The sequence below is a fragment of the Candidatus Pelagisphaera phototrophica genome (assembly GCF_014529625.1).
GTDB classification, from domain to species: domain Bacteria; phylum Verrucomicrobiota; class Verrucomicrobiia; order Opitutales; family Opitutaceae; genus Pelagisphaera; species Pelagisphaera phototrophica.
In genome coordinates this window covers 881,566-902,392 of sequence record NZ_CP076039.1, presented here as the reverse complement: position 1 = coordinate 902,392, position 20,827 = coordinate 881,566, and the positions used below count along the sequence as shown (strand labels likewise).

General features: G+C 51.2%; 20 protein-coding genes and 1 pseudogene. 15 read left to right on the top strand and 6 right to left on the bottom strand.

Annotation, left to right across the window (positions count from 1 at the left end):
• Positions 1-88 precede the first annotated feature (88 nt).
• A complete protein-coding gene (locus GA004_RS04010) occupies positions 89-628 on the top strand; it encodes a hypothetical protein (RefSeq protein WP_283396011.1) in 540 nt (179 codons plus the stop codon).
• Positions 629-679: 51 nt separating this feature from the next.
• Here GA004_RS04010 and GA004_RS04005 read toward each other — a convergent pair whose 3' ends face one another.
• From GA004_RS04005 to GA004_RS03985, 5 genes are all read right to left on the bottom strand, one after another.
• Complete coding sequence (locus GA004_RS04005) at positions 680-1,687, bottom strand: vWA domain-containing protein (protein WP_283396010.1); 1,008 nt, start codon at positions 1,685-1,687, stop codon at positions 680-682.
• Between the two features lie 114 nt (positions 1,688-1,801).
• Positions 1,802-2,587, bottom strand: coding sequence for a hypothetical protein (locus tag GA004_RS04000; protein ID WP_283396009.1), 786 nt, complete (start codon positions 2,585-2,587; stop codon positions 1,802-1,804).
• 569 nt (positions 2,588-3,156) lie between these two features.
• Positions 3,157-4,524 (bottom strand): sulfatase family protein, encoded by a 1,368-nt coding sequence (locus GA004_RS03995; protein ID WP_283396008.1) that lies wholly within the window; start codon positions 4,522-4,524, stop codon positions 3,157-3,159.
• Between the two features lie 253 nt (positions 4,525-4,777).
• Positions 4,778-6,694, bottom strand: a complete 1,917-nt coding sequence (locus tag GA004_RS03990) for a hypothetical protein (protein WP_283396007.1) — start codon at positions 6,692-6,694, stop codon at positions 4,778-4,780.
• 199 nt (positions 6,695-6,893) lie between these two features.
• Positions 6,894-8,135, bottom strand: coding sequence for an alpha/beta hydrolase (locus GA004_RS03985; protein WP_283396006.1), 1,242 nt, complete (start codon positions 8,133-8,135; stop codon positions 6,894-6,896).
• 63 nt (positions 8,136-8,198) lie between these two features.
• Between GA004_RS03985 and GA004_RS03980 the strand changes: the two genes are divergently transcribed.
• The 10 genes and pseudogenes from GA004_RS03980 (at position 8,199) to GA004_RS18120 (ending at position 14,438) form a co-directional block, all read left to right on the top strand.
• Complete coding sequence (locus tag GA004_RS03980) at positions 8,199-8,669, top strand: MarR family winged helix-turn-helix transcriptional regulator (protein WP_283396005.1); 471 nt, start codon at positions 8,199-8,201, stop codon at positions 8,667-8,669.
• A 9-nt stretch (positions 8,670-8,678) separates the two neighbouring features.
• The gene (pobA, locus tag GA004_RS03975) at positions 8,679-9,857 is read left to right on the top strand and encodes a 4-hydroxybenzoate 3-monooxygenase (RefSeq protein WP_343218841.1); all 1,179 of its coding nucleotides are present in this window, start codon (positions 8,679-8,681) and stop codon (positions 9,855-9,857) included.
• Positions 9,858-9,893: 36 nt separating this feature from the next.
• Positions 9,894-10,592, top strand: a complete 699-nt coding sequence (gene pcaH / locus GA004_RS03970) for a protocatechuate 3,4-dioxygenase subunit beta (protein WP_283396003.1) — start codon at positions 9,894-9,896, stop codon at positions 10,590-10,592.
• A 1-nt stretch (position 10,593) separates the two neighbouring features.
• Positions 10,594-11,175 carry a protocatechuate 3,4-dioxygenase subunit alpha gene (gene pcaG / locus GA004_RS03965; RefSeq protein WP_283396002.1) on the top strand — a complete coding sequence of 194 codons (582 nt, stop codon included), beginning with the start codon at positions 10,594-10,596 and terminating at the stop codon, positions 11,173-11,175.
• Positions 11,176-11,293: 118 nt separating this feature from the next.
• A pseudogene (locus tag GA004_RS17905) lies at positions 11,294-11,467 on the top strand (3-oxoadipyl-CoA thiolase); the annotation flags it as partial.
• A gap of 24 nt (positions 11,468-11,491) precedes the next feature.
• Positions 11,492-12,814 carry a 3-carboxy-cis,cis-muconate cycloisomerase gene (gene pcaB, locus GA004_RS03960; RefSeq protein WP_283396001.1) on the top strand — a complete coding sequence of 441 codons (1,323 nt, stop codon included), beginning with the start codon at positions 11,492-11,494 and terminating at the stop codon, positions 12,812-12,814.
• Between the two features lie 2 nt (positions 12,815-12,816).
• On the top strand, positions 12,817-13,608 hold the full coding sequence (gene pcaD / locus GA004_RS03955) for a 3-oxoadipate enol-lactonase (protein WP_283396000.1): 792 nt from the start codon (positions 12,817-12,819) through the stop codon (positions 13,606-13,608).
• Positions 13,608-13,997: a 4-carboxymuconolactone decarboxylase gene (gene pcaC, locus GA004_RS03950; RefSeq protein WP_283395999.1), complete on the top strand. Its 390-nt coding sequence runs from the start codon at positions 13,608-13,610 to the stop codon at positions 13,995-13,997. The genes pcaD and pcaC overlap by 1 nt, the downstream gene beginning before the upstream one ends.
• Positions 13,948-14,178: a SpoIIAA family protein gene (locus GA004_RS17900; protein WP_343218823.1), complete on the top strand. Its 231-nt coding sequence runs from the start codon at positions 13,948-13,950 to the stop codon at positions 14,176-14,178. Before pcaC ends, GA004_RS17900 begins: the two co-directional genes overlap by 50 nt.
• Positions 14,179-14,207: 29 nt before the next feature.
• Positions 14,208-14,438 (top strand): class I fructose-bisphosphate aldolase, encoded by a 231-nt coding sequence (locus GA004_RS18120; RefSeq protein ID WP_425492890.1) that lies wholly within the window; start codon positions 14,208-14,210, stop codon positions 14,436-14,438.
• 192 nt (positions 14,439-14,630) lie between these two features.
• Here the strand turns inward: GA004_RS18120 and GA004_RS03945 are convergent, their stop codons facing one another.
• Positions 14,631-16,460, bottom strand: coding sequence for a DEAD/DEAH box helicase (locus GA004_RS03945; RefSeq protein ID WP_283395998.1), 1,830 nt, complete (start codon positions 16,458-16,460; stop codon positions 14,631-14,633).
• A gap of 294 nt (positions 16,461-16,754) precedes the next feature.
• On the opposite strand from GA004_RS03945, the gene GA004_RS03940 reads away from it, so the two are divergent.
• The 4 genes from GA004_RS03940 (at position 16,755) to GA004_RS03925 (ending at position 20,819) form a co-directional block, all read left to right on the top strand.
• Positions 16,755-18,365: an arylsulfatase gene (locus GA004_RS03940; RefSeq protein WP_283395997.1), complete on the top strand. Its 1,611-nt coding sequence runs from the start codon at positions 16,755-16,757 to the stop codon at positions 18,363-18,365.
• Between the two features lie 110 nt (positions 18,366-18,475).
• Positions 18,476-19,846, top strand: a complete 1,371-nt coding sequence (locus tag GA004_RS03935) for a sulfatase-like hydrolase/transferase (protein WP_283395996.1) — start codon at positions 18,476-18,478, stop codon at positions 19,844-19,846.
• A gap of 140 nt (positions 19,847-19,986) precedes the next feature.
• On the top strand, positions 19,987-20,406 hold the full coding sequence (locus GA004_RS03930; protein WP_283395995.1) for a hypothetical protein: 420 nt from the start codon (positions 19,987-19,989) through the stop codon (positions 20,404-20,406).
• The gene (locus GA004_RS03925; RefSeq protein WP_283395994.1) at positions 20,388-20,819 is read left to right on the top strand and encodes a sugar phosphate isomerase/epimerase family protein; all 432 of its coding nucleotides are present in this window, start codon (positions 20,388-20,390) and stop codon (positions 20,817-20,819) included. Before GA004_RS03930 ends, GA004_RS03925 begins: the two co-directional genes overlap by 19 nt.
• Positions 20,820-20,827 lie beyond the last annotated feature (8 nt).

Sequence of the window (20,827 nt, the reverse complement as noted above, 5' to 3'; positions counted from 1 at the left end):
TTGCAACAAATCATTGCGCCTTTCTTCGAATCATTTTTTCTCAGCTCCGCAAGAGTTTCGCCTGAGACGCTTTCCCGCATCCATCCATATGCCCGACCTCCCTGATATTTCCAACATTCCTTATCTTCCTTCGCCAGCCCGAGATATGAATTGGAGGGACCTCAATCGCTTTAAATCGAGTGACCGCGGCTCCGATTTCTATAAAACCTGTCTCGACTACAGCCAAGTCCTCTGGAGGCAGAGACTTCCCGCTCGTGCCATTCTTTGCCTCGATCGGGCATGGGGAGCCGACCTAACAGGGGATGAGCCTATTCTCGAATCCTGGCCGCTTCCGTATCAAGCACTGGTCTACATTCTCCAAAATGCGCCCACCGGAGTTTTCCTGGGAAACCCTCGCATCCACTTCCAGCACTACGCCGACCGCCTCGGCGAACCGCGACTCGAACAGCGAAAATGGCGATCCTGGGCCTGCTGGGCCCTCTCCTGCAAAGCGCGTCCCGACTTTCAAAGCGACCCCGATCACGATGTTGAGGAACCTTCGTTAGAGAAGATCGCCCAGAAACTAGACCAATACGGCCACATTGAAGAGACGAAGCTCTGGAAATCGATCCTCCAAGCGATCGACTAAAGCCGGCATCAATACCTAGCAAAAACTCTACTGAATCGAGCCTTAGAGCCCTCAGAATTCCCTCAAAGTCCCGCCGAAGCGACGCGTCAATCGCTCCAGCCCTCTCCGGTCTTTGTCGTTCAATTCAAACCCAATCGCATGAATGCGCGTTCGGGCTCCCGAGCGCCGTAAATCGGCTTCTACCGACCCAATCAAAATCTCGTAAGGTATCTCAGGATACTTGTAGGTGCCATCCACTCTGACCCTTTTGTTCAGAACCCCATCCGTAACGAGAAATATCAAGTCTGGCTCCATATCTACAGCTAATTTTAATCCTCCTTCATGACCCAGCAGGAGCTCGCTTTCGACCTTTGGGTTCCCCCGCATTTCCTTTCTAGTCCAGTGACTTGCCGCCTCCTTATTGCGACTAATCGCCGGAGCCAGGTAAGGAGCAAAGCGTCGCGACCCCTGACTGAATTGCACGATTCCAAAAAGAGTGCCACTGTAGAGATTATCAATTAGCGAAACGACTTCTTCGTGTATCGCTTCAATTGATACTCCGTGGTTCCGTGCTTTTCGCACAACTGATGCAGACGTGTTGACCACGATCACGATTCGACGACCAGAATCCTGAACTCCAAAAAAAGACGCCGCAGATGAACTTCCTTTCCCCTGCATGCTGCCTCCCAACAAGCCTGATTGCTCAAACATCGTGCTCGCATCTTCCAGTATCTCAAGATCCTCACCATCCAGTTCAAACGCCTCTGTAGGCAGGTCAGGCATCGGTGGGAGTTCACTGTTCAAAACCGAGTCGACCGATAGTCGCTGAATCGGCTCTAACTGCCTCATCCGTTTCATAAAGCGTTCTCGCCGTTGAGCCTCCTTAAAGTCCTCTTTTTTCACCGCAACGCTCGCCTTTCCCTCAAATCGAGGCGGCTCGCTTTCTGGAGTGTCGAGCACGATGACAAAAACGGTCACTGCCAACAGGACACACTGAATCATCAACGCTATAAACAAGGTCCCCTTGTAAACGCGAGGTTTCCCACGACGAGAACGATTACGATGGATTCGGCGGGCCATTCGAGAAATATTGGATCCAACCTTATACCTAATTGCCTCTTTAAAGCCGTCAACCAAAAGGTAGAATACGACATGCTCTACCAAGAACCAATCTCACTTTAGCCTTACGATTTATCAAAGGCCCATCGCTTCCGTAGCCAACTGCCTCAGCAGACTGGTTGAGGAATGCAAAATCTTTTGCGGTGGCACCTCCACTAGGGCTCGAGAGATCTGATATTCCTCTGCGGCCATCAGATTGATCGATAGCACTTTTGAAGCGTTTCTAAAAACCTCGACCCGCACCGGCACTTCTCCTCCCCTCAGTCGATCATCCAGCTCCGGCACCTTGAGCCCACCCGAACCGAAGAGCCAGGAATCCGCTAATGAACCCCAATTCACCCTGTAGTCGTTCGAGAAATACATGTCGTAACGGATTCCGGCATCGCCCAAATAACGACTCAAATTCGCCCGAAAGTTCCGCAACGCATAGGGGCCAGATTTTTCTGGCGGCTTCATATCCACCGGCGCACCCGACAATGCCAACGCCCGAAAAGCTAGCCCAAGCAAAACCTTGTCATATCCGCGGAAGCGATACGCATCGATATCATCGCCATACAATATAAAGTCGTCCGCATCGTGACGAAACAAGGCAGATGAAACCCCAGGTGGAGCATTGTTCGCGAACACGTCCGCGACATCAAGCGAAGGTACACTAAGCCGGTTTTCTGTTGCCAAGACATCAACCTGCTTTCGCTCAACCGCCCTGCCTGTTTGGACTGAATAGCGCGAAACGACGTACCGGAGCGAACCTTCAAAATACCCGTCGCCCTTTTGGACCTGGAAATCTTCCCCAAGAACATTCGCACCCACGGCCAAGAAAAACCCGACTGCCAGATACCTGATCCCCGATTTACGATTCACTCTGCCTAGAAAAATCTTCCCTGAGAGAATTGCAACCCCACTCGGTTCGAATCAGCCAAAATATATCACAACGCCATACGCTACTGCATCTAAGTCACCAAACGAAAACGACCATCCCCATTTACTCCTCCGTGCTCTTTTCTTGCAACTCTAGGCCCATTTCCCGTGTATCTTACGATACTAACGCAATTTCTCCTACCATAAGCAAAACCGCTAATCCCTCTCGCCGAGGCGAATCCGGCAACGTTATCGCCGCTCTCGCTAGCTTTTTTATACCCGGACTCGGCCAGCTTGTCCAAGGTCGCATTCTCTGGACAGCTTTCTTCGTCGTAACGACCGCCACACTCTACTTCACCAGCTTTCTGATGATCCCCTGGCCTTTCGCTCTGATTTTACATCTTTGGTCCATAATAAACGCAGCAACCTTTAAGGGCCAGCCAGGCAACAAAAGAAGCGCTTCCTACCATCGAAGGTGGTCGGATCTGGCAAGCCAGCGCGAAGCCCAAATGACACAATGGAACCTGCGGCTGATTGCTCACACTGAGCACGAGCAAACCAAATTAATGCTTCTACCTTTGCCTGTTTTCAGCATGCACTGCGACATCGTCCATAGCCGCTCCAGCGTCACCTTGCTCTTCCATCCATCTCTTTAACTCTTCCCTCAGAGCCTCTTTCACTTCCGCGTACTCAGGGTTGCTTGCGAGGTTGTTCATTTCGTAAATGTCCTCATCTACCCTGTACAGCTCTTCGGCAGGGCGTTTGTGATACTTTTTCAAAAGCGCGATCGCCTCCGAATCGCCTTTGGCCTCCGCCTTTTTCAACTCCGGCCACCAGGTCAATCGCGAGTCCATCAGCATGACATGCTTTTCATGGTAGGACGCATCAGGAGTCAGGTTCAGCAAGTAGTGAAACTGTTCATTCCGTATCGAACGAATAGGATACGGATTCCCCTCCGGAACGTTATTGTGAACTCCATATACAAATTTTCGCAACGGCTGATCCTCACCTCTCAAGTGCCGATAAAAGCTAATCCCGTCGAACATTTCCTCATCTTCCTTAGTTCCCGTCGCCTCCAAAAATGTCGGCAACACATCCGCCATTTGCACAAGGGCATTTGAGACACTACCCGCTTCAATTTTGCCCGGCCAGCGAGCAATCAGCCCGGTATGAACGCCCAAGTCCCAGTTGCTCCACTTGGCAAAACCCAGTGCCCAGCCTTGCTCCGAAGATAACATGACCAGCGTGTCGTCCCCCTGGTCCAAGCCCGAAAGCAAATCCAGAATTTCTCCTGTCTCCCGATCGAAATCCTCAACCTCCGCCAAATAGCGTGTCATCACTTCGCGGATCGCGGGCGTATCAAACTGCAGAGGATTCAGAGATACCGTGTCCGGATCAAAACGCGACGAATCACCCGTTGTCCACGCCGCGTGAGCGTTGCTTGAGCAGATGAAAAGGCAGTAAGGCTGGTCCGAATCGCGTGTCATGAATTCGCGAACACCCTCTCCCGCGGGAAATCCCTTCAGAACCTCGAAGGGAAAAGTCGACTCAGGCGACGCATGTTTCTTCCCCGATAGCCCGACGCGATAACCCTGCTCCTCGAGATAGTGGCAAACGCTTTTCGTCCCTAGTTTGGCCGAAGAGTGATTCCAAGCTACGCCATTGCGTACTGGATACAGACCCGTATAGAGTTCCGCCCGAAAAGGCGCACACATCGCCATTGCCGCATATGCTCGAGTAAACCGCATCCCTTCGCTCGCCAGTTCGTCAATACGTGGTGTCTCCGCATCGACACCCCCATAGCAGCCCAACAAATTGTAAGTTAAGTCGTCAGCCAAAATGAAAACGAAGTTAGGCTTTTCATGCGAATCCGCTGCAGCGCGAAACCCCACCAACACCAAAGTCAGCAAGGCTAAAATAATCCGGTGGATAGTGTTCATAAAAAACACCCTAGCCCCACGAGTTGAGCAATCAAGGAGTAAGGTGAGAAAGAAGAGTTAAATTCCCCCCAGATCGAAGTGATATGGGTTACTGTAAAATAATGATGTCCTCCAATTCGGACGCACAAGCAGCGGTCCCAATTACCATGGAAAAAGCGGACGCTCCCCACGGTTGGTCGTCCGGTATTCACGTGGTGCCCTAGTCGGTCCAGCCCACGCCATCCTAGCTTCATTAGAGAAGCGAGACTCCGTTTTACCTTACGCTGATAGTCATCTTCTTCGTATTGCTCGCTGCAACGGATTGCACACCTTTCACAGTTTTGAGAATGGGCAAGCCTTCCCCGACCCTAATCGTGTATTTGCCATTTGTGTACACTTTAGGGCGATAAGTTTTGCTTTTAACTCGAGTGGTATACAGCACATTACCTGTCGATTCTTCAATGACTTGAACTACGGGGTTTTCGATTCCTTTGAAACTCAACTCGGGAAGGTACGCCGCCGGGTCACGACCATCGTTGTCGCTCATCTTGAACCGCATTGGCCATCCCGGAAATTGCGCTGAATGACCCTTGCTTACATCGCTGTATCGTGGCCAACATTCAAATACGACTTCCTGGGAATCTTTGAAGAATCGAGCGATGCCAAAACCGTCGGCCCAATCATCGTCCGGACCACGCTCGCCACGACGGTTCGCTTGAGGATCAGGATTTGCATAAGCGAGCATGGTGATTTTATTGCCTAAACCATCTTCGTAGTCGCCCGTCCATGGAAGCGGGCTCTCTTCGACCGGATTGGCTCCTGACTCTCCGCCCTCTGGCCACCACCAACGACCGTAAATGCTGTTAACGATGGCTGGACTGACAAACGTCACCGGACCATCTCTCCAATTTTCAATTCCATGACGCGTCATCACGGACAGGTGCTGGTCCCCGGCTAAGTGAAACGCCATTCCACGACGCATTTCAGTTAGAGCGTTTTTGCGACCGGTTTGCGGCCAACCATTGCTATCCAAATCAGCCAGCAACCGATTCTCAAAACTGCCATGCAGATGAACGGCACCTGCAAAGTTGGTGGCGGAAAGCACGCACTTCATATCCGCTCCCGTCCAATCTTCAGACCAGTTTCGCAAAAATGCCAACTGTCTGGGTCCCAGAAGATGAACTCCTTCGATGTCCACCGCGGAGCGAATATAACTGGGGTCGTTTATATGATCAGGGCGCGGCCCCATATCAGGAATCTTTCCGCTCGGGCCCGACTTGAATTTCCTGTCTTCGATGATAGCAAAATCGATTCCGCCTACATTATAACTCGTATAGTAAACTCCAATACCTTGGGCGATGGGTGTAGGGTCATACGCATCAGGAAGATGCCATGTCTGGCAGCGCTCTACCGTGCGCACGTAGTCCTCAGAGTAGTAATAACCTCCCTTATTGTGATCCCGAAGCGTATCCGCTTTGATGCCCCCCTCTCCCCAAAGGTTGCCTTGACCAATATCATGGTCGTCAGGAATCGTTACCGTGGGCCGATCCTTGATAATTGCGGCAAATTGTGTCCCAAACAGGATCCATCCAGAGGTGTGCTCCGTGTGGTCATATGTCTGGTCACCCGCAAAAAACAGCAAGTCAGGATCTAGCTTTTTCAAATTCGCTACAATCGCATTGCGGTCCCCGCGATCCCAACGTGAATTACAGGACAGATTCCCGACAACGATTTCATTCTTGCTCTTGTCATTCGCTCGGATGGTTCCCTCAAACTGAGCTTCTCCTCCATGGCGCACACGATAGGGCACACTTTTACTCTCGTCCCAGCCGTTGATACGAAAGTGGGCTGACCAGCCAAGCTCGTAGATAGGCGCTGACCCAACCTCCTGCCAAACACCGTCGATCATTAGCTCAAGTCGCACTTCTCGTGATTCGTCCGGATAGAGCGGATACATCTGGGCCGTCATTTTCACCGTTCTTCGATCCACGGTGTAGACTGCAAACGCAACCACTTCGTCGCGCGGAACCTTGACCATCTCCAACCAGGCATTGTTTCCCGTGTGGGTTTTCTCCCACCATCGTCCATTGACGGCGGTATCTAGCTGTTCCCAATCGGGACCAAAGTCGGCCGCGGAAAGCGACAGTAATCCAAAAAGCATTGAGAGTGTTGCCAAAAATAGTTTAATCATAGTCATTCGAAGCATTTCCACCCAGCCCAAGGAATATGGACATTCCTGTCAAAGGAGATCCTTAACTAAGATATCGGGCCGCCTTGAAAGTTGGAATACTTATACTAGATCGCAAGGCTAGCTACTTTCCCTACAAGAACCACTCTCAATTTGATTTCAAGCTAACTACCTTGTTGAAATCGAGAGTTTCTTTTTGCTGTTAGCGGCGCCGCTCGATCGCGACTGCCTGGATCGTCTGATCGGACCAACTTGTTTGATTCCCTCGAAGATGGTGATCGAAGAATGCTTCGACGAGCTCTGTGGTTTTGGGAGGGAAACCCCGTCCGTGCTCGCCACCGTCAATGGTGATAAAGGTTTTTTCGACTCCTTTTTTCTCCAATGCGGCATAGAGAAGCTCCGACTGATTGAAGGAGACTGTAGGATCCATTGTTCCATGGGCGATGAGAAATGCGGGATCATCGGCACTGACATAGGTAATCGGATCGGCAGTAGCTACCTTGTCCGGATTTTCCTGAATGGCCCCGCCGATGAGCAGCGATTCGGGAGAGTCCGCAGCGTCGTGGTCCAGTCGCGCTGTCTTAATAGCCGTTGCATTCATGGTCAGGAAGTTGGTGGGTCCGTAAAAGTCAGCCACGCAGGTCACGCGACTTGAGTACTGATTATTTGACCCCAGTGATCCGTCCATGGCTTCAACGCCTCCACTTGTTCCAAGCATTGATACGAGATGTCCGCCTGCGGAAGTTCCCCAAACGCCAATGCGGTCGGCATTGAGATTGTGTTTTTCGGCGTTAGCGCGAATCCAACGAATGGCGGCCTTGCAGTCGTGGATCTGAGAAGGCCATTTAGATTCTCCGCTCAGTCGGTAGCCAACGGTCACTCCGGCGTAGTCGCCGCTGGCAACGAAAGGTTCAATTCGGTTGCGACCGCGCTCCTTATCGCCATTGCGCCAGCCACCTCCGTGGATGAATACGACCACCGGTGACGCTTCTCCTTTGCGTTCTTTCGGCAGCATCAAGTCAAGCGTTTGGCGAGGGTTGTTTGTATCGGCATAAGCTATGTTTTCGATTAGTTGTACCGAATCGGAAGCAGAACGGGCTGCCGGGTTTTGCTGACGATTGTTTCGGTTTTCGGATGTGGCTTGAGAGCGATTTTCTTCTGTTCGGTTTCGATTGCCTGCCAAGCGATCAGCTAACTGACCCAGCTCTGCCCGATCGATAAAACCATCTTGGTTACGATCCAGGTTGTTGAAGTTAGACTTCATCTGACGAATGGCCTCATCGGGAGAGACTTTGCCATCCTGGTTTTTATCCTGATCATTGAGCCACATCTGGATGCGGCTCTCCTTCTGAGAATCTTCTTCGGAGGATTGAGCGGAGGCGAAATGGGGAGCGCCGATAATAGCCAGCGAAACTGACAAAATGAGGGTGGGGAGATGCTTCATGTTTCGTGCAATTTTATAGAATTCTATTGACAGATAGTAAAATATGTTACTAAAAAACAGGCCATGTCAATATCTCCACCGAAGAAACTCCAAGTAGGTACCGACTCGGTTGGGTTTTATCTGAGTCGAGCCAATATTGTGTTCCGGGAGTTGCTCAAACAGTCTCTGGAGGCGTCCTCGCTTAGCGATTACATCAAGCCCGGCATGGGAAATCTTATGTTCGCACTCTATGAGCGGGATGGTCAGTCAAAAACGGAATTAGCCCGAAAGCTTCGTCTTTCGAAAATGACTATCACGCGTCTGGTTAGGGACGTGGAAAAGCAAAAGCTGGTAACAATCGAAGCCGACGATCGCGATGGAAGGGCTTCGCGGGTAGTATTGACGCCCTTGGCTAGACGATTGGAATCGGATTATTATCAACTGGCCATCCAGCTTGAGGACCGGATAGCTACCAACTTTACTTCTAAGCAGCTATCCGATTTCGGAAAGCATTTGAAAAACTTAGTCGACTCGCTAGAAAGCGACTTGTTCTGAAGGATGACTTTGAAGACCCAAGTAGGAATTATTGGAAGTGGTCCGGCAGGACTTCTGCTTTCCCAATTGCTACATAAGCAGGGCATCGATTCGGTCATTCTGGAAAAGCATTCCCGAGCCCATGTGGAAGGACGCATTCGTGCAGGCATCTTGGAACAGGGAACGGTCGATATGTTAGACGAAGCTGGGGTTGGCGAACGGCTGCATGAGGAAGGGCTCATTCACGATGGAATTGGCATACAATTCAACGGCGTTAATCATCGGATCGGCTTCAAAGCTCGCGACACTGGAAAAACGGTGACCGTCTATGGACAAACGGAGGTCACCAAGGATCTGATGGACGCCCACGCGGCTCGTGGACAAGATCCGTTTTACGAAGCGGAGGATGTTCGTATTTCCGGAATTGAAGCAGGGACCCCGACTCTTAAATGCCTGTTCCAAGGCAAGGGACTGGAGGTTCAATGCAAAATCATTGTAGGCTGCGATGGCTATCACGGCGTTTCCAGGCAATCTTTTCCCTCAGATGTTTTGAATACATTTGAACGCGTCTATCCCTTTGGATGGCTAGGGGTATTGGCGGACGTTAAGCCTGTATCCGAAGAACTAATATACAATAACCACAAAAACGGATTTGCCCTAGCTAGCCAACGATCCGCAACGCGGAGCCGTTACTACATCCAATGTGAATTGAACGAGTCGGTTGAAGAATGGTCAGATGATCGCTTCTGGGAAACCTTGATCCACATGTTTGGTGAAGAAGTCGGTCCCAAAATCGAAACTGGTCCCTCAATCGAAAAAAGTATCGCCCCGCTTCGTAGTTTTGTAGCCGAGCCAATGCGCTACAAATCCTTGTTTCTTGCCGGCGATTCGGCCCACGTGGTGCCTCCCACTGGCGCAAAAGGATTAAACCTTGCCGCGTCGGATGTCCACTACCTTACCGAAGGGTTGGTCGATTATTTTTCGACTGGCTCTACAAGCGGGCTTGATCTCTATTCAGACCGTGCGCTCGCTCGGGTTTGGACTGCGATTCGGTTTTCTTGGTGGTTTACCCATTTGACCCACCGTTTTCCTGAGAACGAAACGCACGGCATGGCCTACAAACTTCAAATTGCTGAACTCGAATACCTCGTACAATCGGAGTCGGCGAAAGCCAGTCTAGCAGAAAATTATGTGGGTTTGCCATTCTAACCTTATCCTTTCCCCAAACGATATCCCATTGCTTCAATGAATTCCTTCACACCCAAGGATCCAGAGAGTCATCCGCCTCTTATTCATCCGCTTTACAAATCGAGCACAACGCGTAGTCCGACCAAGGATCCAGTCATTGTCCCGCAGACGATTACCGAATTGACGGGTCCCGCATTCGACTACTCATCGCTTCCCGATCACAGCGCTGATCTCACAATGAATGGTAGAAAAGCAGGTGAACCGATCGGAGAGCGGATTATCGTAACCGGTCGCATTCTCGATGAGAACGAAGACCCTATTTCAGGCGCGATGGTAGAAATCTGGCAGGCTAATGCAGCGGGCAGATACGTGGATCGCGAAGACCAGCATCACGCCCCAAAGGATCCAAACTTTCTTGGGGCAGGTCGAATAATAACGGGCGATGATGGTTGGTACCGCTTTTTAACCCTTCGCCCGGGCGCTTATCCCTGGGGAAACCACTCGAACGCCTGGCGGCCACCCCATATTCACTTTTCTATATTTGGCCCCAATATCATGACTCGTTTGATCACGCAGATGTATTTCGAAGGCGACCCATTACTGAAACATGATCCGATTTATGGTGGCGCGTCCGAAGAAGCGTGCGTTAGAATGATTGCCGACTTTTCCTTGGAGCACACCGAAGAAGGGTTTGCTCTAGGGTATTTGTGGGACATTGTAATACGCGGTCCCAAGTCAACTCCGTTTGAAGATTAATATGAGTCCGATAAAACAAACGCCGTCTCAGACAGTTGGACCTTTTTTCTCCTACGGCTTGACGCCCCAGCAATATGGATACGACTATTCCGATTTGGGCTCGGGTGATCTGGTTATTGATGGAACCGAAGGAGAGGTAATCACGATTACCGGGACCTTATTCAATGGCGATGGTGCTGAGATGAAACATGGGGTCGTTGAATGCTGGCAGGCTGACAACGCAGGCAAATATGCGGACGTCATATTGAAAGACCGTTTTTCGGGTTTTGGTCGGGTCGGGACTGGTAGAGGTGAAGACTCGCGCTACAGCATCCGCACGATCAAGCCCGGCAAGGTTGATAGTGAACAGGCTCCTCACATCACTTTAACCATCTTCTCTCGCGGACTCATGCACCACGCTTATACTCGTCTCTATTTTTCTGATGAGGCCAAAGCAAATGCTCTGGACCCTTTACTAAAACAGCTGCCGTTAGATCGACGTCCCACCCTCATTGCGCAAAGGATTGAAGAAGGAACCGAGATCGTATACCAATTTGATATTCATATGCAGGGAGACCAGGAAACGGTGTTCCTGGAATTCTAGGCTGAGGATTGCTTTCCCATTTCCATGAACCAACCTGCTTTCATTTACGACTGCACCCGAACGCCCATCGGACGTTTTGGAGGGGCGATATCTTCCGTTAGGGCCGATGCTTCGCTAACTCGGAATTTCCGACGATGCCGATCACGTCAGCATAAGCGGAGGAGCAATCGTTCAAGGGCACCTTTTGGGCATGTCGGGCGCGCGCACTACGGGGACGGCGGCCTTAGAGCTCAAACGCAAGGGTTTGAATCGAGCGATTGCAACCATGTGTATGACCGTAGGCCAGGGATAGCCATTCTCTTAGAGGCGGTATATTATGATGAATTCCTCAGACGATAGATTGGACGTTTTGTCCTCGGAGCAAAGGCTCAAAGCCATGCTTGTAGTAGAGGCCGCGCTGGCGGTTGCTCTACATAAGTCAGGAATCATTTCCGAGAAACAGGCTGATGCGATCTCGGAGGCGTGCGCTTCAGAATCGTTTGACGCAAATGCCATCTATGCCAATGGTTCAAAATCCGGAACTCCTGTTATCCCACTGGTTAAAGAAATTGTCGCCCACGCTCGTAGCAAGTCCGAAGAAGCTGCACGCTTCGTTCACTTCGGCGCGACTAGTCAGGATATTTTGGATACAGCTACTGTCCTGCAGTTACAGGAAGTCGTTAGTCAAATTTGCCGTCAGTTGCTCAAAGTAGAATCGGCCTTCGTAAACCTGGCGGAGGAACACTCTAAGACGATAGCCTTGGGACGAACCCTTCTCCAGCCGGGGCCGCCTATAAGTTTCGGCCTCAAGGTTGCCTCCTGGAAAGCAGCTGTCAGGCGATGTAGACAACGTTTGGAGACGTCGGCAAGCAGTGCACTCGTTTTGCAATTCGGTGGAGCGGTTGGGAACTTATCTAGTCTTGATAAAAAGGGAATGCATGTCGCCAAGCATTTGGCTGAAGAATTGGAACTACCCCTGCCAGACGCTCCCTGGCACGCTCATCGTGATCGGCTGGTTGAACTAGCATCGGCGACTGGAATTTTGGTCGGTAGCTTGGGTAAAATTGCCCGCGACATCTCGCTCCATTGCCAGGGAGAGGTTGGCGAGCTACGGGAAGCATCAACGCCTGTCAAAGGCGGCTCCTCGGCTATGCCGCACAAACGCAATCCGGTCGGTTGCATGCGGGTTCTTGCGGCAGCTAATCAGGCCCCTGGGTTGGTCTCGTCTCTGCTATCAGCTATGCCGCAGGAACACGAACGCGGACTTGGCGGTTGGCAGTCCGAGTGGCCTACACTCAAGACGCTGTTCGCGGCTGCTGAGTTAGCCTCGGTAGCGATGGTTGAGGTTTCGGAAGGTTTGGAAGTCGATGTCGCTAGGATGAAGGCTAATTTGGATGCCACGCAGGAGCTTATATTTTCCGAACGACTTTCGTCTGCCCTCCTGCCCAAATTGGGCCGACTGGAGGCGCAAAAATTGGTTGGGAACCTTGTGGCTCAATCGATTGAGCAAGATAGGCCCTTATCTAGGTTAGCCTCAGAAGAGCCGACTATTCAATCCGCCCTCGATGAAGATAGTTTGGAGAGGGTATTCGATATCGAACAAGCCTTGGGCTCGAGCGAAGAACTCTTAATTCGTCTACTGAAAAGGAAACGTTCCTGATCATGCCCAGTATTCGGACCAGTGATGGAATTGAGATCGACTACGAGCTCAGGGGTGATCCATCCCAGCCTGTGCTGATGTTTTCCAATTCGTTAGGTACCACACGATCCATGTGGGACAAACAAGCCGAAGCGTTCTCCGATAAATTTCACATCCTCCGCTACGATACTCGCGGTCACGGCCAATCGGACGCTCCGAATGCTTCCTACGCGCTGGAGCGCCTAGGGCAGGATGTCGTGGAATTGCTGGATGCGCTGAATTTCAAATCCGTTCACTTCTGTGGGCTCTCCTTAGGTGGCATGACCGGGATGTGGCTCGGGATACATGCCGCCGATCGAGTGCGGTCACTCGCGCTTTGTTGCACCTCGGCCCATCTTCCTAATCCTGATATGTGGGACGCACGTATTCAACTGGTACTCGATCAGGGCATGGCCTCGGTAAGCGACGTAGTATTGAGCCGCTGGTTTACTCCTTCCTTTATCGAAGATAAGCCCTTTGCGATCGCCACTGTGAGAGGTCAATTTCTATGCGCCTCCGCCACGGGTTACGTGGGGTGTTGTGCCGCCATCCGTGACACGGACCTTCGACCTGAGCTCGCGAAAATAGAAAAGACCTGCCTTGTCATTGTAGGGCAGGGTGACCAAGCTACTCCTCCTGAACATGGAAAACTCATTGCCGCGGGGATTGCCGGAAGTCGGTATGTGGAGATCGAGAACGCCGCGCATCTTTCCAATATCGAGCAGGAAGACTCCTTTAACTCAACCGTATCAAAATTCTTAGCACACGTAGCCTAATGGAAAACGATAAACAGGAAGCACGCAAACGAGGAATGCAAAACCGTCGAGCCGTTCTAGGCGATGATCATGTCGATAAAGCGATCGAGGGTACCAATGAGCTCAACGCTGATTTCCAAGAATTTATTACTCGCTATGCGTGGGGTGAAATTTGGGATCGCCCCGGCCTCGATAAAAAGACCCGCAGCTTGTTAACCTTGGCGATACTCGTTGCTGAAGGAAAAGACGACGAACTTCAAATGCATGTTCGGGCGGCCGTCACCAACGGAGTCTCGGTTGAGGACATCAAGGAGGTCTTCATGCACGCCGCCATTTACTGTGGATTGCCTTCAGCCAATCATGCTTTCAAACTGGCAATTCCTGTGCTACAGGAACTCGGTCAGCTGTAAACACTCCAGCGATATCGAGAGAGTCGCTGTGGTTGGAGACAAAAAATGGGAAAAAGCAATGGTCGTTGCTTGCCAGCCCTTCACCAAAGCAAAGATTCGATATTTCGGAGATCGAATCGGCCAACGACTGGATTACAGACGGAATCTGGTGTCCTACAAAGATCCATCCGTCAAAACCTAGTTCAAGAAACTCAAGGATAATGGACGTATGTGAAGTACATTAGTTCATTGCAACAAATCGCCGAAGCCCTCGTAGTATCCGGTAATTGCCTACTCGCAGTCGATGAAAGCGTTCCCACAACATGCACATGGTTAGTGCCCCATGGCGTTGGGAACAAGTTGAAAAATCGACAGGCCTATCGAGAGAATATTTTGAAAGCTTATTTCCACTACCTCGCAAACTATAAGATAACCATTATCATATTCAAATTAGTGCCGTAATTTGGGCTAACGATAATGGGTAGCTAATCGTGTAAACCGTTGAATGCAAGACACTGCTCCTCGTAAACCATGGCCACGGCCATGATAAGGCAACATTGATCAAGCTTAACCTATTATTGGGTACGGATCTATCGGAAATGATTCCGAAATACCCAAAGAGATCTTCCAACGTCGGACAAAGCTGCCTACAGGTTAGACATCGCGACCCGCTCGACGTTTTTTGAACGGCGGCTTTCCGCTCTTCGCGCGAGCGGGTCTCCCACTGCTCCCAGCTCGAGCCTCTCTATCAAAGTCCCGGTTTTTGTTTTCCTTGTTTTTCTTGGACGAAACATCCATCCGCGAAATACGCATTTGCTGGCCCGATACCCAGGCTTTCTTCAAAATCTGGACCACTTCACGCGGCATTCCTTCTGGCAAATCAACCGTACTGTAGTCCTCGTAGAGCTCGATCCTGCCAATAAATTTGCTGTCTAGTCCCGCCTCGTTGGAAATCGCGCCGACTATATTTCCTGGCTTTACTCCATGCGTATAACCCACCTCGATACGAAATCGCTCTGTCCCAGTTTCAGGGGGCATCCGCTTGTACTCACTCTTATCGCGCCGAGGAGGAGGACTTTCCGAATCTCCGCCAATACCGGAACGCCGCTCACGAGGTTCCCGGTCGTCGTTCCGTTCCTGGCGGACAGCCTTTCGTTCGGATAGCAGCAAAGGCGAATCTCCTTGAGCGATTTTTGCCAACGCTGCTGCAATTTCCGAAGAGGGAACATCGTGTTCCTGACGGTACTGCTCGATTATGTCTTTGAAAAAATCCAGCCCATTCTGGTCGAGGACTTCCGTAATTTTCGTCTTAAACTTCTCGATACGTTTATCGTTGATATCCTGAGTAGTTGGCATCTCCATCAACTCGATCTTCTTGTTGGTCGTTCGCTCTATCGACTTCAAGAGACGCTTTTCACGCGGTGTCACAAACAGAATCGCATCACCCGCACGGCCCGCACGGCCTGTTCGGCCAATCCGATGGATATAGGATTCATTGTCGTACGGAATGTCGTAATTGACTACGTGGCTCACACGATCGACATCCAATCCCCGCGCTGCCACATCGGTGGCGATCAATATATCCAGCTTCCCCGTCTTAAGCCGATTGATTGTCTTTTCGCGCTTAGCCTGAGGGATGTCCCCACTGAGTGGCGCGGCCGCGAAGCCTCTAGCCTGAAGGCGCTCGGTCAACTCCGCCGTAGCCAGCTTGGTCCGGACAAATATGATCATCGCGTCAAACTCCTCACCTTCGAGAACTCGAGTCAAAGCATCTAGCTTGTGGAGCCCACTCACCATCCAATAGCGCTGGCGGATCGTCTCAGCGGTCGAGGTCGTCGTCTTGATCTTAATCTCGACAGGATCATTCAGGTGACGCTGGGCAATCCGCTTTATAGGAGCTGGCACCGTCGCGGAAAAGAGAGCGACTTGTCGGCCCGCAGGAGTCCGTTCCATAATCCAGTCAACATCATCGATGAATCCCATCCGGAGCATCTCGTCTGCCTCATCAAGAACGACGCAAGACAGTGCTCCCAAATCCAGAGTCTCACGGCGCATGTGGTCCATCACCCGGCCTGGAGTGCCGACTATGACATGAACTCCGCGGTTCAACTGTCGCAACTGGGCACGAAAGTCCGTACCTCCATAGATTGGGATTACATGGAAATTTTTTAGCTTTGCCGCGTACTTTTGAAACGCTTCTGCCACCTGGATGGCGAGCTCCCGAGTCGGTGTCAGTACGATTACCTGCGGCTTTTTCGTAATCGAAAAATCAATCTTCGAAAGGAGAGGAAGGGCAAATGCGGCTGTTTTTCCAGTCCCTGTTTGGGCCTGTCCAATCACATCGCGCCCTTGGAGCACATACGGAATAATCGCCGCTTGGATTGGCGAGGGCGATTCGTAGCCAATTTCAACCAACCCTTTCATCACCGAATCGGAAAGTCCTAAATCATTGAAAACCTGTATGTTATCTTTGTCTTCGCTCATATCAAACATCGTTAAACGATTAGCGATCCTCAACCAGGCCCGCAAAAAAGGTCGCGCATTAGGGACCGCTTCTCTTCAGGCAGCAAGAAGATTCGCGAGGGCCGAAAATGGCGCCCTTCCCTGCCCTGAAAGGTCAAAGACCCATCCTGCAAAAACACGAATTGTAGGGCTTCTCGTCGAGGCGACAACCCATCCGACAAGGCTCGCCACCGTAGTTCGTCTCCCATCATCGACAAGACACTGAAATCTCGCCGTTGACAGCCAGCCTACCAAACGTTGATCATTGAAGTTCAAATGAAGATCACCCCAATTCTCTTTTTCATTCTCAGTTTTACTCTGCTTGGTCTATCTAACCTAAAAAGCGAAGCCGCAGCCAACCCTGGCAAACCCAACATCGTACTCATCATTTCGGACGACATGGGTTACTCGGATCTCAGCTGCTATGGCGGTGAAATTGAGACTCCCCAACTAGACGCCCTCGCCGCCACCGGAATTCGATTCACGAATTTCTACGTCAACAATATGTGCTGGCCCACTCGAGCCAGCTTAATGACGGGATTGTATCCAAAAACCTCCCTATCTGACGGATCCCCTACGGGCGGGTTTCATCCCGATGTCACGACGCTTCCCCAAGCTCTCAAAACCGCTGGCTATGCTACTTTCATGTCCGGCAAGTGGCACTTGTCCGATCCCGAACAGCCCAATGGCCCCGGCGCCCCACACAAACGAGGGTTCGATCGAGCCTACAGCACCTATTGGGGGACCTCCGACTTTTTCGCGCCTGTAGATCTTTACCTGAATGGCGAACGTCGAGATCATGAATGGAAAAACAATCCAGATTTCTACTACACCGACGCGATCACCGACTACGCGCTTGAATTTATAGAAGATCATTCTTCGGATGGCTCTAAGAAAGAGAATCCCTTCTTCCTCTACGTAGCCTACAATGCCGCCCACTGGCCCTTGCACGCCAGGCCAGAGGATATCGAACACTACAAAGGCAAATACGCCCAAGGCTGGGACAATCTGAGAAAACAGCGCTACCAACGCATGGTGGAACTAGGCATCGTCGATCCTTCATGGCAATTGTCTCCTCGGCACCCGGACATTCCCGCCTGGGAAGATGAGGCTCACAAAGCATGGCAGGAGCGTCGCATGGAAGTATACGCCGCCCAAATTACCTCCATGGACCGAAACATTAGCCGCATCGTAGAGCATCTCGAAGCGACTGGCGAACTGAACAATACTCTTTTCATTTACCAGCAGGACAATGGAGGCTGCCACGTAGAGTATCCACCCGAACGGACTGGGTCCTGGACAAGGCCCTTCACGACCGACGGGAAGCGGACTCCCATCACACCCGGCAATCTCCCCCACATCATGCCCGGTCCCCAAAGCACCTGGCAATCCTACGGCTACGGCTGGGCCAACGCTTCCAATACGCCCTACCGACTTTTCAAGCAACACGACCACGAAGGCGGCACGCGTTCCCCTCTCATAATGTCGTGGCCCAAAAGGCTCAAACCGGAGCTCAAAGGTGGCCTCACCGATGAAGTTTGTCACGTAATCGATCTCATGCCCACGCTTATCGAAGCGGCGGGGGTCGAGAGTGTAATCCAGAAACCCCTTCCAATCGAAGGCCAGTCATTCTTCTCAGTTCTCGAAGGAGAGCCTCAAAAATTCAAACCTCACGAAGCTCTTTTCTGGGCCCACAGCAAAGGAAAAGCCGTTCGTATCGGCGACTGGAAACTCGTATCCGAAAACAGGAAGCCGTGGGAGCTCTATAATCTCGCGGACGACCCCACTGAACTAAACAACCTCGTTTCTGAAATGCCGGAAAAGGTAGCCCTTCTAGAAAAACGCCACACCGAATGGGTCAAGCGAACCGACCTTGGCAAACGGTAGGGGGCGATCTCCGATTGCCCATATAAAGTAGTGCAGGCTTCCAGCCTGTTCCCAGTAAAATCTAAATAGACAGGATTGCCTGTTCTAATCTTAAAGCTCTAGAATAACCAATGAAATCAATTCTATACTCCCTCCTAGCCATCCTACTCTCGCTCGCCTCCTTCCAGACTGTCCACGCCGCAAGCAATCAACCCAACGTCATCATCATTTACACCGATGATCAGGGCACTGTAGACCTGAGCTGCTATGGAACCTCCGACATTCACACGCCACACATTGATTCGCTCGCTGAACGCGGGGTCCGTTTCCGGCAGATGTATTCGCCCTCCGCTATCTGCTCCGCCAGTCGGGCCGGTTTGCTAACTGGGCGCTTTCCTGCCCGAGCAGGCGTTCCCGGCAACGTAAGCTCGGAGGAAGGCGTTCCTGGAATGCCGACTGAAGAAGTAACAATCGCCGAGCTCATGAAAGGAGCTGGATACAAAACTGGGCACATCGGAAAATGGCATCTTGGATACACACCCGAAACAATGCCCAACGCTCAAGGCTTCGACTACTCATGGGGCCACATGGGCGGATGTATCGACAACTACTCCCATTTCTTCTACTGGAAAGGGCCCAATCGGCACGATCTCTGGCGGAACGGTGAGCACATTCATGAGGATGGCTTCTTTTTCCAAGATAGTATGGCTCGCGAGATCAATGGCTTCATTACCCGAAACCGCGATAAACCGTTCTTTGTCTACTGGGCTCTGAATTCACCCCACTACCCTCTTCAAGGTACTGCCAAGTGGCGCGACTACTACAAAGATCTCTCGTCACCGCGAAACAAGTACAATGCCTTCGTCTCCACGCTCGATGAAAAGATCGGCGAAATGCTGACCCATCTCGATCAAACCGGGTTAACTGACAATACGCTTATCATTTTCCAATCCGATCATGGGCACTCCACCGAAGAACGGACCTTCTTCGGAGGCGGCTCGGCAGGCATTTATCGCGGGGCCAAAGGCTGCTTGTTCGAAGGGGGCATCCGCGTCCCTTCAATCATTACGCTTCCCGAAGTGATCCCTGAAAACCAAGTGAGGGACCAAATGGTAACCGGAGTCGACTGGTTCCCCACGCTTGCGGAATTTTGTGGCATCGAACTTCCCGGACACCACATCGATGGCAAATCCATTAAAGACGTCGTTTTGGACAACAACGCAAACTCTCCCCACGAAACCTTCTATTGGCACCTCGGCAGCGGTAAAAATCCGGAATGGGTTGTCCGCGAAGGCGACTGGAAACTGCTCGGCAACCCGGAAGACCGTTCCGACAAAGCTCCCCTTGGAAAGGACGATGCCTTGTTTCTGGCTAATCTTAGATTAGATCCTACGGAAATGTCTAATCTCGCTACCCAATACCCAGAAGTCGTTAAACGCCTTTCTGGGCTTCAAAACGATTTCTCGATGAGTATTCAAGAAACTCTCACTTCGGAACAGTGAAAAAACTTACTAATCGAAGGAGGTTTATAAAAGGACTATCCTAGGTAGCGTTGGGATCCACTCTAATTAACTCAACTCGATATACCCTAGCCCAATCAGTGTCCCAGGAAATCAATCCTCAAGTTTCCGATACATCTTAAATGCTCGTAACGAATATTTACCCCTGGCTTACCTTCTACCGACGACAAGGACGCGATTTCGAAGCCAATCTCGAAAGCTCCATCAAAGAAATCAAACAAAGCGGCACCGATAGCCTGGAACCCATTCTCAGCACTGCGGAGAAGACGGTCCAGCTTGCGGACGTCTTGATCGATCAAGGCGTTGCCATGGTTTCTGCCTACGTGAATAGCAAGTTGCATGAGAAAGCAGACATTCAGGATTCCATCGAAACGGTTCTTAAGCTCGCCCGTATCGCCCAGGACCGAATGGGGACAAAAATCATCGTCACTAACCCCATCCCATCCGCTGGGTTGGACCGGAAAACAAAAACGATGATCAAATCAAGCTGCAAGGCGAGTCACTCACCACCCTCGGGGAAGCCTTGTCGAGAGAAGGGCTAACCCTAGCCTATCACAACCACGACCCAGAACTGAGATTGGCCGGCCGCGAATTCCATCACATACTCGCTTCAACCGATCCTCGGTATGTAAAATTCTGCCTTGACTCACACTGGATATCCCGTGGCTTCGGAGATTCAAATGTCGCCCTGTACGCCGTAATCAAACTTTACGGCGATCGAATCGTCGAGCTCCATATCCGACAGTCGAGAGAAAGTATCTGGACCGAAACACTAGGCGATGGGGACATCGATTACAGCTTTCTCACGAAATTCACACGTGAAATTTGTATTCACCCTCTCGTGACAGTCGAACAAGCCGCAGAGGAAACCTCTCCAAATACCATGGATAGCTTGGCCGCCCACAAAATCTCCCTCGCGAGAGCACGGGATATCTTCGCATCCTTTCTTTCGTAAGGAAGAGA